Genomic DNA, 12748 nt, shown 5'->3' with positions numbered 1-12748 from the left:
GCCCTTGCGTGGGTCAGTGCACAATTATTACAGGGAACCTGAGTTGATCTTGCCAATTTCCGGGAGAATTTCCACTATCACCCAGCCCCGACCCCGTTTATGCAGGCGAATGGTTCTGTCATCGACCCAGGGCCGACCACCTCTATGGCCGGTAAATTTGACCACTATGGTCACGTCATCGGTAAACTTGCGAAAGAAGTCGATATCTATCTCTTCAATCTCCAGGGTGACATCTGTCATCTGTAGATTGAGCATATGGCGCTGTACAGAGGCGGCGATATAGTAACTTTGCAGCACCTCCTTCATAGGGTCGTCGACATACAGGCTCGCCTTCTCGACATCTTTATCTATATAGATGGCCTGAAAGAATCCCAGGGCGACTTGCTCTGGCGTATCTATGGTGGCTTTATTCGGGTCATCATTGCAGCCAAATAGGCCTAGCAGACAAAGAAAAAGTAAATATCTCATAGTGTTGACCCTGGCGATTGGTGCCAAACAGTATCGGTTTTTTTAGTATTGATCGCAAGCCGCTGCCTCGGGCTTGACGGGATCGGCGATCCTGTGGCATATAAAGAGGATAGCGCACGGATTCTTATCCACAGAATCTGTGGACAAGTGTGTTGAAGACTCGATAGATACTTTCTAAGCGATTGATATCGTCGTTAAATTGTCGCTGGTTAATTTTTGACGCTTGGCACTTTCCCCTATCTGTTTCTCTCCTGATGACTCATTCCCGACTGAATCATAACTGGCGTAAAGGATCCTTTGCGTTGATTTTGTACAGCTTTTGCTGATAAAAGCCGCAGTCAGTCCATAATACCGTTTAAATAACAAAATCAAATTGCTGAAGCGAATGGGCTTTGGCTACCTGGATACCGAATACTTCTTGTTGAAAGTCAGAGCTGCATTCCCCGGAGATCCGCGATGAACCCAAAAAAAAGCGCCTGCAGTAGCAGACGCTTTTGAGTTGGTTATAGTCCGTTAATCGTTCTGAGTAGCCTGAATGGCCGTCAGGGCGATGGTGTAAACAATATCATCCACCAGGGCGCCGCGGGACAGATCGTTCACCGGCTTACGCATACCTTGCAACATAGGGCCTATGCTGATCAGATCGGCGCTTCGTTGAACGGCCTTATAAGTGGTGTTACCCGTGTTGAGATCCGGGAACACAAACACGGTCGCCTTACCGGCAACCGGGCTATCCGGCGCCTTGGAGCGAGCCACGTTGGGCATGACAGCGGCGTCGTATTGCAGTGGGCCGTCAATCACCAGATCCGGACGCTTCTCTTTGGCAATCCGGGTGGCTTCACGAACCTTATCCACATCCGAGCCTGTACCTGAGTCACCGGTTGAGTAGCTGATCATCGCCACTCTGGGCTCAATGCCGAAGGCTTTGGCCGACTCGGCCGATTGGATGGCGATATCGGCCAACTGCTCGGCATTGGGATCCGGGTTGATGGCGCAGTCACCATATACCAGCACTTGATCCGGCATCAGCATAAAGAAGATGGAAGAGACCAGACTGGAGCCGGGTGCTGTTTTAATCAGCTGTAGTGGCGGACGAATGGTGTTGGCCGTGGTGTTGACAGCACCGGAAACGATACCGTCTACTTCATTCTGGGCCAGCATCATAGTGCCCAGCACCATGTTGTCTTCCAACTGCTCACGGGCAACTACTTCGGTCAGGCCCTTGTGACGGCGAAGATCCAGCATAGGTTCGACATAGCGCTCACGCACTTCATCGGGATCGATAATCTCGACATCCTCTCCCAGAATGACATCCTGCTGGGCTGCGATACGCAGGATTTCGTCGCGTTTGCCTAGCAGTACGCAGCGGGCAATACCGCGCTCGGCGCAGATGGCGGCGGCTTTGATGGTGCGCGGCTCATCGCCTTCAGGCAGTACCACAGTCTTACGGGCGGCGCGGGCCAGCTCGGTAAGCTTGTAGCGGAAAGCCGGTGGCGACAGGCGGTGCTCGCGAGGCGAGTTCTCTGTGACGCTTTCAATCCAGCTCTGATCTATATGACCGGCAACATATTCCTGTACCAGTTCAATACGTACTGCATCATCCACAGGTACTTCGTGGTCAAAGCGTTGAATATTGAGTGAGGTCTGCCAGGTATTGGTGTCGATAAGGAACACAGGCAGGCCGGTTTCAAAGGCCTGTTCACATAAAGCCATGATCTCGGGTTCAGGTTCATAACCGCCGCTCAGCAGCAAGGCACCAATCTTGACGCCGTTCATGGCTGCCAGACAGGCAGATACGATAACATCGGAGCGATCGCCAGAGGTGACCAGCAGCGAGTCGGTCTTGATGTGCTGCACCATGTTGGGAATAGAGCGGGCACAGAAGGTTACCTTGCGCAGACGGCGAGTGTTCATCTCACCGGCATTGATGATGCGGGCGCGCAGGTGCTTGGCCAAATCTGAGGCTCGAGGGGACACCAGATCCAGGTTATAAGGTACGCTGCCGAGGATCCTAAGTGGGCTCTTGCCCGGCAACTGGAACATACCGGCAGTATCGCTGCGCTGAACGCCTTGATGGTCGAATACCTCAGACAGATCCGGACGGGCACGGCCTTCGTCGTCCACCGGCGCGCCAATCTTGTTGATGATGGCACCGATAAGACGCTTGTTCTTGTTACCGCCCCAGGAGTTAAAGGCGATTTCGAGGCGGTTCATCAGCCCGGTCGGGCTGTCGTTGCCTGGGGTTGCGACAAAAATCACATCGGCGTCGAGCGCCTTGGCAATGGCATAATTGACATCATCGGCAAACGGGTGACTACGGGTGTGCACCAGGCCTTCGATGATCAGGGTTTCAGTGTTATCGGCAATTTCACTAGCGCGGGCGATAATTTGCTCCATCAGCACATCCGTCTGATCGGCACGGATCAGTGCTTCGGCGTGGATCATCTCAAACGGCTCAAGCGGGTTGACCGTTGGGGATTTGCTGAGGATGGTGGTTGAACGCTCAGGGCCGTGATCCTGCGGGCGCAACTGGGAAATGGGTTTAAAGAATTGCACTTTAACGCCGTGGCGTTCCAATGCGCGAACCATCCCCAGGCTGATAGACGTCAGGCCGACGCCTGTGCCTATGGGGATCAACATAATGTTACGGGACATAAAAACCTCTTCGGAGTCGATGGTTTTCCGGTGAATCTTGTAAAGTCAAAAAACATGAAAGCCGCCAGGCTAACCAGGCGGCTGATTGGTCATATTATTCTTCTATCAAACTAATAGCGTCTTCGGCGATGACCCACTCTTCATTGGTGGGAATGACCATGGCCAGAGTGCCTTCATCTTTAGTGATAATTCCGCCATTGCCGAAGCGGGCGGCCAGATTGCGTTCATCATCGACCTGGAAGTTGAAGATGGACAGTAGTTCCAGCACTTTCTTGCGGATAATGTCGGAGTTTTCACCTATGCCGCCGGTAAACACCACGGCATCCAGACGGCCTAATGGCACAGTGTAGGAGGCGATGTATTTTGCCAGACGATAGCAGAAGATTTCCAGTGCCAGTGTCGCACCTTTGTGACCTTCGGCATATCCTTCCTCGATACCACGGCAATCATTGGTCAGTTCGCTGATCCCCAAAAGGCCGCTCTGCTTGTTCAGCAGGTTGTTGACCTCTTCCAGGGTGTAACCCAGTTGGTGCACCAGATGATAGATGATGGAGGGGTCGATATCGCCGCAGCGAGTTCCCATCACCAAGCCTTCCAGTGGTGTCAGACCCATGGAAGTATCCATGCTCTTGCCGCCTTTAACCGCCGTGACCGAAGCGCCGTTGCCCAGATGAGCACAGATTACATTGGTGTCGGCCAACTCTTTACCCAGCACCTTGGCAGCTTCACGGCTGACAAACAGATGGCTGGTGCCGTGCATACCGTAACGACGAATGCCGTGCTCACGGTAGAGCTTATAGGGCAGGGCATAGACAAAGGCGTGCTCAGGCATACTCTGGTGGAAGGCAGTGTCAAACACGGCAACCTGAGGCAAGCTTGGGAACGAGGCCATGGCGGCGCGAATGCCTATCAGGTGCGCCGGGTTGTGCAGCGGTGCCAGTGAGGCACAGTCTTCGATACCTTTGATCACCTGATCGTCAATGATTACCGAGCGGGTGAATTTTTCGCCGCCATGCACGATACGGTGACCCACTGCCAGGATTTGTGACGCCAGTTCAGGCAGGGGAGCCAAAATCTGGTTTACAATAAACTCCACGGCTTCACGGTGCGCGGTAAATGCGCCCAGTGCGGCTTCATGCTTTTCGCCATTGTGTTTCCATTTGATGCGGGAGTTTTCCAGACCAAAGCACTCGGCCAGACCTGAGATCTGATCATCGCCCGTGAGTGCATCCATGACTGCAAATTTCAAAGAAGAGCTGCCGCAATTTAGAACCAATACCAGTTTTTTAGACATGTTAAAAACCTTTCGCCGTTTTTAATTAATGAGTTACGGGTGAACTGGACTCGCCTGTAACCTGTTTCACTGCGTTCCTGCCGTCAAGCCGTTGTTGGGGCCGAATAGGGAACTGTGCTAAGGTAAAAGCAATATTATGCTTGTTTCAGGTGCCTTGATTGAGCCTTAACTTTCTCAAAACCGTGAGGGAAGGTCATCGTTATATGAAGACTTGGCCCATGGTCAGACAACTGGGTTTCTTTTTTCCTGAGTTTCGCGTTATTCGTGCCACTCAGTTGGCGTTGCAGTTGATGCCTGTGTTGGCCATGCTATCGGCTGCCGCGCCACTCTATTTCTATGGTTGGGACTATCTGCCCCAGGCCATAGCTATCTTTCTGTTCTTTCTCAGCCTGCCTTTGCAGGGCTATCTGTGGCTGGGTTGGCGTGCTCGCCATCCCTTGCCGCTGTCCTTGCTCGATTGGGGAAATCAACTCAATGCCAAGCTTTCCGGGCTTGGCGTGAGCAGTCGCCCTTTAGGGGCCAAGGCCTGCTATATGGATATGGCGCAGATCCTCAAATTGGCTTTTGAACGTCTTGATGCCGGTTTTTGGGAAGAACTCTGAATCAGTAGCCGGCATTGATCCCTTTCTGGATAAATATAGCCTTTATTCGCTCCATGGTTTCGCGATCCGGCGGCGACACGCCGTCGAGTTCATAGTGCTCACCCATGGCTTCCCACTTGTGTTTGCCCAGTTCGTGATAGGGCAGTAATTCCACTTTTTCCACATTGGTCATTGGCTTGATAAATTCAGCCAGCTTTTCGGCCGAGGCTTCATCGTCTGTATAGCCGCCGACAACCACGTAGCGGATCCAGGTTTTCTGGCCTCGTTTTGCCAGATATTCGGCAAACTGCAATGTTCGCTGGTTGCTGACCTTGGTGAGATCTATGTGCTTGGCATCATCCATCTGTTTGATGTCCAGCAGTACCAGATCAGTGTTGTCCAGCAACTGGTCGATCACCTCTGTGTATTTACGGACAAAGCCGTTGGTGTCCAAACAGGTGTGAATGCCTTCGGCCTTGCAGGCCTTGAATAGCTCGGCAACGAATTCTGCCTGTAACACGGCTTCACCACCGCTGGCGGTCACGCCACCACCGCTGGCTTCCAAAAAAGGTCGGTAGCTGACTATCTGTTCCATCAGCTCCGCGACCGTCACTTCCTTGCCGCCATCCAGATCCCAGGTGTCGCGATTGTGACAGTATTTACAGCGCATCAGGCAACCCTGCATAAAGGCGATAAAGCGAATGCCGGGACCATCTACTGTGCCAAAGGATTCCACCGAGTGGATCCGTCCTTTTACTGTCATGTGCTCTCCTTGGAATGGCTGCAGCGGCGGCCGCTGCAGCCTGGTTTCAAACGCGGATTACAGTGCTTTGGTGAAAGTACGGGTAATCACGTCTTGCTGCTGCTCAGGGGTCAGTGAGTTGAAGCGCACTGCATAGCCTGAAACACGTATGGTCAGCTGTGGATACTTGTCAGGGTTGACGACAGCATCTTCCAGCATTTCACGGTTCATCACGTTGACGTTCAGGTGCTGACCACCTTCATGGCCTGGCTTGTGGGCGAAGTAACCGTCCATCAGCGCGGCCAGGTTGGTGCGGCGAGCATCTTCATCTTTACCCAGTGCGTTAGGCACAATGGAGAAGGTGTAAGAGATACCGTCCTGAGCGTGAGCGAAGGGCAGCTTGGCCACTGAGGTCAGTGAAGCGATAGCGCCTTTCTCGTCACGGCCGTGCATTGGGTTGGCACCCGGGGCAAATGGTGCACCGGCGCGGCGACCATCCGGAGTGTTACCTGTCTTCTTACCATACACCACGTTGGACGTAATGGTCAGGATTGACTGGGTTGGGATGGCGTTGCGGTACATCTTCTTGTCACGAATTTTGGCCATAAAGCCTTCAACCAGCATACAGGCGATGTCGTCAACACGGGCGTCGTTGTTACCGAACTTGGGATAATCACCCTCGATTTCGAAGTCTACGGCAATACCGTTTTCATCGCGAACCGGTTTCACCTTGGCATACTTAATGGCAGAAAGTGAGTCGGCAGCAATAGACAGACCGGCGATACCACAGGCCATGGTGCGACGTACGTCTCTGTCGTGCAGCGCCATCAGCGCGGCTTCGTAAGAGTACTTGTCGTGCATGTAGTGGATGGTGTTCAGCGCAGTGACATACTGAGTTGCCAACCAATCCATCAGGCCATCGAGACGGCTCATGACGTCATCATAGTTGAGCACTTCGTCTGTGATAGGATCTGCCTTGGGAGCAACCTGAATTTTCAGCTTTTCATCCACACCACCGTTGATGGCGTACAGCATGGTCTTGGCCAGGTTGGCACGGGCACCAAAGAACTGCATGTGCTTGCCCACAACCATGGGGCTCACGCAGCAGGCGATGGCGTAGTCATCAGACTCGAAGTCAGGGCGCATCAGGTCATCGTTTTCATACTGGATGGAGCTGGTGTCGATAGACACTTTAGCGCAGTATTTTTTGAATGGCTGAGGCAGCTGCTCGGACCAAAGCACAGTGATGTTTGGCTCTGGGCTTGGACCCATGTTGTATAGGGTGTGCAGGAAGCGGAAGCTGGTCTTGCTCACCAGTGGACGACCGTCCAGACCCATACCACCAATAGATTCGGTAGCCCAGATTGGGTCGCCGGAGAACAGCTCATCGTATTCAGGGGTACGCAGGAAGCGCACCATACGCAGTTTCATCACGAAATGGTCGATCATTTCCTGAGCCTGCTCTTCGGTGAGCACGCCATTTTTCAGATCGCGTTCGATATAAACGTCGATGAAGGTTGAAGTACGGCCCAGAGACATGGCAGCGCCGTTTTGGCTCTTCACCGCGGCCAGATAGCCGAAGTAGGTCCACTGGATGGCTTCTTTGGCATTCTTGGCAGGGCCGGAGATGTCATAACCGTATTTGGCTGCCATTTTCTTCATCTTGCCCAGGGCTCTGTGCTGCTCGGCAATCTCTTCACGCAACTGGATAACGTTGCTTAGATCTTCACCGGCTTCCATCTGAGCCTGCAGTGAAGTGAACTGGGCAACCTTGTCCTTCATCAGGTAGTCGATACCGTAGAGGGCTACGCGGCGGTAGTCACCAATGATACGGCCACGACCGTAGGCATCGGGCAAACCTGTCAGTACACCTGACTTACGGCAAGCGAGGATTTCCGGAGTGTAAACATCGAACACGCCCTGGTTATGGGTCTTACGCAGTTCGGAGTAGACATATTTGATCTCAGGATCCAGCTCGCGATCATAGGCGGCGCAGGAGCCTTCAACCATACGGATACCACCGTTGGGCAGCATGGCGCGTTTGAGTGGCGCATCAGTCTGCAAACCAACAATGGTTTCCAGTTCCTGATTGATGTAGCCGGCATCATGGGAATCTATGGTAGAGACTTTGTCTGTATCAAAGTCGACCGGAGCGTGGGTGCGGTTTTCCTGCTTGATGCCTTCCATGACTTTGTCCCACAGGGCTGTGGTCGCAGTGGTGGGGCCAGCCAGGAAAGACTCATCACCTTCATAGGGGGTGTAGTTCTTCTGGATAAAGTCACGTACATTGACTTCGGTCTTCCAATCGCCGGGAACAAAGCCTTCCCATGCGCTTGCAAACAGCTCAGTTTTCTCGGTCATAGTACTCATACCTTCTAGTTGAGATAAAGTTACTTGCTGGCCTCGCTGCCTTGCTTGGCCAGCAAGGGACGGCGATACACAAACCAGTAAGTCAACCCTACAAATAAAGCTCCCCCCACGATATTACCCAGAGTGACGGGAACCAGATTATGGAACACGAATTGGCTCCATGTGAGATCGGCAAACTGCTCGGGGCTGACCCCGGCGCTTGTCCAGAATTCAGTGCCGGCCATATTTTTGCTGATAATGGCCATAGGAATAAGGAACATGTTGGCGATGCAGTGCTCAAAGCCTGCGGCGACAAACATGGCAACCGGTAGCACCACGGCCAGCAATTTGTCTGTGACTGAGCGACCGGCATAGGCCATCCATACCGCCAGACACACCATGATGTTACACATGATCCCGAGAGCGATGGCCTGGAAAAAGTCATGGTGCAGTTTGGCCTGGGCGGTCTTCATGTAGCCAAGCCCTATCAAACCGTGGCCGGCATCATAGTGTTTGGCGGTGATCATCAGGCCTACCAGTAGCATGGCGCCGATAAAGTTGCCCAGATAGACCAGCCCCCAGTTGCGCAGTAAGGCCTTAGTGGTGACCCGTTTGCTGGCTCTGGCAGTAATGGTTAATACAGTTGAGGTGAAGAGTTCGCCGCCCAATACCACGACCAACATCAGGCCGAGGCTGAAGCACAGACCACCGATGAGTTTGTTGAGACCGTAGGGAAGGGCGCTGCCACCGGCAGTGGCGACAACATAGAAGATAAACGCGAGGCCAATAAACACCCCCGCAGTCATGGCCAGCAACAGGGTCGACTGGGTATCGCGGCCGATTTTGACGACGGCCGCATCCTCGACCTTCTGCGCAGTATTGGCAGGGGTTGATGCATCAAATGGGCTAGGACTGTTGTTCATAGCTGCCTTCTTTCGCTCATTTGGTGGCTGGCCACCGGTTTAGGTTATGAAGTTCATTTATCGCTTATTCTATAGTGATGGCTTACGAGCCATCGAGTTCGTCAACTATAAGCAAAATGTAATTAAATTACGTGATTTAGATCAATTTAACCGCTGATTAATCTAAATTATGAAATTAAACTACGCTTTGCCACTCCTTTTTTGTCTAAAATTTCCTTGAAATAATTCACCTAAATTTGAGTTATCTTCCAGTGTCATATACCAAGGTTTGTGCTTTTGATTGGTGTTTGACCCAAGTCTAAGCTTGTAACACGTTATAAAAGTCCAGTCTGTGCAGTTGCTCGCGATGAATGGCTGCAAACTGGAAATGTTTACATCTCCCATGTTGCCGTAATCTTCATCTTCTTTACTTACAGAGCCCAGGTTGAGGTTTTAGCTACCCCGAGAAAGTCTGTTCAAAGAATCGCTCGTTATGCATCCAACCCTAAAATTGGTCTTACCAATTTACCACAAAAATATTAACACAGAGCCGTGCTCTCAGCATCTGATATCGGCCTTTACCCATGGGGAAAAGCTAAATTTTGCGAGCAGGTTAACAATTGTATGTCATTGCGTCGACGCAGGGGCTTCTAACATAGGTTTATTTCAGTAAAGGCTTATTTCTGCGGTATCACAAACTCATACCAAAGTTTGATTCAGATCTTGATTTTGGGGCCGTTGTGACCCGCTTGGGAGCAAGCTCAGGGCTGTGAGTCCTGTCATGGTTAATTAAGCATGCAGTAAAAAGTTAACGGAATATCATCAGGTAACCGGGTGATAACTTTATCCCACAACCAAAGTGTAACTTGCGCTATGCCTTGGCACTCGAGGGAAGAGTTGATTAGAATCAAGGCTTTCTTTTCGCTGTCACGCTCCAATGCAAGGGGCTATCCAAGGAAGCCGTTATGCCATCCATGGCACGTCTGGCCATCATACTTACCCTGATTTATGCCCTGTTTTGGGCTCTGGGGCCCCTGTTGACCGATATGGGGATCTGGGGAGCACAAGCTGATTATTACGGCCTGCCTTTATGGTTTTGGCTGTCCTGTATCCTGACTCCCTTATGTTTCATTCTGGGGCTCTTCTACCTGTTTGGCCGAGGAGGGCATAAAGAGTGACCACCCTTATCCCGGTATTAGTTTATCTGTTGCTCAGCCTGGTGTTGACCCGCTTTATTGCCGCCAGACAAGACAAGGCCAGCCTCTATCAGGATAAGGCGGCGCGCTTTTTTATCGGTGGCCGTTTTCTCAATGGCCCCATGTTGGCCTTGACGCTAGTGGCAACCTATACCAGTGCCAGCTCTTTTATCGGTGGCCCGGGCGCCGCCTACAAGATAGGTTTGGGCTGGGTGTGGCTAGCCTTGATCCAGGTGCCGGTCGCCATGCTGACCCTGGGGGTGCTGGGGCCGAAGATCCTCGCGGCCAAGGCGCCTTACGCCACCTTGATTGAGTGGTTGGATGCTCGCTTCGAGCATAAAGGGGTCAGCATGTTGGCGCTGGGCTCCTTGGTGCTTGGATTTATCGCCATGATAACGGTGCAGTTTATCGGTGGCGCCAGGTTGTTTGCCGGGGTCAGCGGTATCGACTACAGCCTGGGGCTGGCTCTGTTTGTGGTGACTGTGTTGGCTTACACCTTGAGCGGTGGTTTTCGGGCGGTAACCATCACAGATGCCTTTCAGGGAATAGTAATGCTGCTGGGGCTTTTGCTGCTGTTTTTCACCCTGCTTGGCCATGGGGGGATGACAGAGTTGATGTCCAAGGTGGCCAGTGAAGATCCGGCCTTGTTGCAGCCCCATGGCAATGAAGGGCAACTGGGCTGGCCCATGATGCTGTCGTTTTGGGTGCTTATCTGTTTCGGCACCTTGGGGCTGCCACATACTGTGGTGCGTTTATTGGCGGTTAAAAATACCCAGGCGCTCAAGAAAGGGATTATTTGGGGCACTCTTATCAGTGTCTTGATGACCTTGTTGCCGCATCTCATCGGATTGATGGGCCGGGCGCTTTATCCTGATTTGCAGGTACCGGATGAAATCATGCCGACCTTGATCTCCGGACTGTTTTCGCCGCTTTTGGCCGGAGTGCTGCTGGCGGCGCCCATTGCTGCCGTGATGTCCTCGGTGGACTCCATGTTGCTGCAGGCAGCGGTCAGTCTGGTGCGGGATGCCTGGGTCAAGGTCAGGCCACAAACCTCGGCGCAAAGCCAGCTGCGTTTGAGCCGCATCGCCATGTTGATGATTGCTGCGCTCGCCTGCTACTGGGCGCTGGAGCCGCCGGCCATGATAGTCTGGCTCAATTTGGCGGCTTTCGGTGCACTGCAGGCGGTGTTTCTCTGGCCGATATTGGCGGCGGTATTCTGGCCTTCATTGACTGGCAACTCGGTGTTTGCCGCGATGATTTCCGGATTGTTGAGTTATGGAATGCTGCAATGGCTGGCCTTGCCTTTGCCGCTTCATATTCACCCTGTGGTCCCGGCCTTGCTGGTTTCACTCATGGCCATGTTGGGCTGTCAGGTATGGTTGACGGCGCGGGAAGTTTTGGCGGTAGCGCCGGATAAGGCTGAGTAAAGAAGCAGGCTTGATTGTTGAGGATGGAATTAAACAAAAAAAAGCGCAGTCATTGACTGCGCTTTTGGCTATTAAAGCGCTTATCAGAAGCGGATCTGATAACCCGCGTAGACTACGCGGCCGATAATGTTGTGGGTATCGGCGTCATAACCTGGGTAGGACAGCTCATAGTTAACCGTAGGCATGGCATCGAACAGGTTACGGGCACCGACTGTGACTTTACCGAACTGGTCAAAGTCATAGTTCATGGCCAGATCCCAAGTGGTGAAGGAACCGAAGTCCTGCTTGTCGATGTTGGCAGCTTGCTGCTGTGGCGTTTCACCGGCATAGGAGTCGATGTACTTGGCGATCAGCGAGGCGCTGAAGGCATCGTACTCATAGCTGAAGGTGGAGTTGAAACGCAGCTCGGGATATCCTTTGGTACCCAGCACGTCGTAACGTGGGTCGACCGGACTGGCTTGCTCTGTGTACTCCAGTGCATAGGTGCCGTCCAGGGCAAACTTCAGACTGCCGTAGTTACCCAGCTCGAAGCGCGAGCTGAAAGAGACGTCCAGACCCGAGGTTTGCACCCCGTCCATGTTGATGTAACCGGCGCCAATCTCTTCAATCTTGCCTTCGGTATCACGCTTCACATAGACATATTTAGGATCGTAGGCACCGAGACCTGTAGTGGCTTCCAGATCCAGGATAGTCTGGGCACCGACATAGCTGACCTGGTTGCTGATCTCAATGTTGTAGTAGTCCACAACCAGAGAGATATCATCTGTGATGTTCCACACAGCACCGAAGGCGTACTGATCAGACTCTTCAGGTTTCAGCTCAGGGTTACCAGAGCTCTTGCGCAGATACTGAGTGGACTCACACACATCGGCGCCTTCGCGTTGGTCAGGCGGCAGCATTTGACAGCCTTTGGTGTCGATCACTCGGTCATAACTGGTAGCAGCTTCGCCCAGCAGATCATCCAGTGACGGAGCGCGGAAGCCCTGGCCGTAAGAGGCGCGCAGGACCAGGTTATCCAACAACTGGTAACGCAGGTTGATAGAGCTGGACAGCTGGCCTTCATCCGGCAGGCTGTATTGGTCATAACGGCTGGCCAGTTTAACGTTCAGATCGTCGGTGACCGGCAGTTCCAAC

Annotated in this window: 10 protein-coding genes; 3 read left to right on the top strand and 7 right to left on the bottom strand. The window is 52.7% G+C overall.

What is annotated here, in order from left to right:
* Positions 1 to 27 precede the first annotated feature (27 nt).
* The 3 genes from CX651_RS11505 to ackA form a co-directional block, all read right to left on the bottom strand.
* A complete protein-coding gene (locus tag CX651_RS11505) occupies positions 28 to 468 on the bottom strand; it encodes a hypothetical protein (protein WP_101056132.1) in 441 nt (146 codons plus the stop codon).
* 513 nt (positions 469 to 981) lie between these two features.
* On the bottom strand, positions 982 to 3123 hold the full coding sequence (gene pta, locus CX651_RS11500; RefSeq protein WP_101056130.1) for a phosphate acetyltransferase: 2142 nt from the start codon (positions 3121 to 3123) through the stop codon (positions 982 to 984).
* A gap of 94 nt (positions 3124 to 3217) precedes the next feature.
* Positions 3218 to 4417, bottom strand: coding sequence for an acetate kinase (gene ackA / locus CX651_RS11495; RefSeq protein WP_025011777.1), 1200 nt, complete (start codon positions 4415 to 4417; stop codon positions 3218 to 3220).
* Between the two features lie 158 nt (positions 4418 to 4575).
* Here ackA and yfbV point away from each other — a divergent pair, with 158 nt between their 5' ends.
* The gene (yfbV, locus tag CX651_RS11490) at positions 4576 to 5019 is read left to right on the top strand and encodes a terminus macrodomain insulation protein YfbV (protein ID WP_028779375.1); all 444 of its coding nucleotides are present in this window, start codon (positions 4576 to 4578) and stop codon (positions 5017 to 5019) included.
* Between the two features lies 1 nt (position 5020).
* On the opposite strand, the gene pflA is transcribed toward yfbV, so the two are convergent.
* Genes pflA through focA form a run of 3 tightly spaced genes read right to left on the bottom strand, consistent with a single transcriptional unit; the run spans position 5021 to position 9012 of the window.
* Positions 5021 to 5761, bottom strand: a complete 741-nt coding sequence (pflA, locus tag CX651_RS11485) for a pyruvate formate lyase 1-activating protein (protein WP_101056129.1) — start codon at positions 5759 to 5761, stop codon at positions 5021 to 5023.
* Between the two features lie 57 nt (positions 5762 to 5818).
* On the bottom strand, positions 5819 to 8101 hold the full coding sequence (gene pflB / locus CX651_RS11480; RefSeq protein ID WP_039032803.1) for a formate C-acetyltransferase: 2283 nt from the start codon (positions 8099 to 8101) through the stop codon (positions 5819 to 5821).
* Between the two features lie 29 nt (positions 8102 to 8130).
* Positions 8131 to 9012: a formate transporter FocA gene (gene focA / locus CX651_RS11475; protein WP_025889524.1), complete on the bottom strand. Its 882-nt coding sequence runs from the start codon at positions 9010 to 9012 to the stop codon at positions 8131 to 8133.
* 944 nt (positions 9013 to 9956) lie between these two features.
* Between focA and CX651_RS11470 the strand changes: the two genes are divergently transcribed.
* Both CX651_RS11470 and panF read left to right on the top strand, forming a co-directional pair.
* Positions 9957 to 10169, top strand: a complete 213-nt coding sequence (locus CX651_RS11470; protein WP_101056127.1) for a DUF997 family protein — start codon at positions 9957 to 9959, stop codon at positions 10167 to 10169.
* Positions 10166 to 11614 (top strand): sodium/pantothenate symporter, encoded by a 1449-nt coding sequence (panF, locus tag CX651_RS11465; protein ID WP_101056125.1) that lies wholly within the window; start codon positions 10166 to 10168, stop codon positions 11612 to 11614. Before CX651_RS11470 ends, panF begins: the two co-directional genes overlap by 4 nt.
* Positions 11615 to 11697: 83 nt before the next feature.
* On the opposite strand, the gene CX651_RS20115 is transcribed toward panF, so the two are convergent.
* The gene (locus CX651_RS20115) at positions 11698 to 12747 is read right to left on the bottom strand and encodes a TonB-dependent receptor domain-containing protein (protein ID WP_232788337.1); all 1050 of its coding nucleotides are present in this window, start codon (positions 12745 to 12747) and stop codon (positions 11698 to 11700) included.
* Position 12748 lies beyond the last annotated feature (1 nt).

Source organism: Shewanella chilikensis (genome assembly GCF_002836945.1).
GTDB classification, from domain to species: Bacteria; Pseudomonadota; Gammaproteobacteria; order Enterobacterales; family Shewanellaceae; genus Shewanella; species Shewanella chilikensis.
The sequence above is the reverse complement of the archived record's forward strand: the minus strand, read 5'-3'. Positions and strand labels throughout refer to the sequence as shown.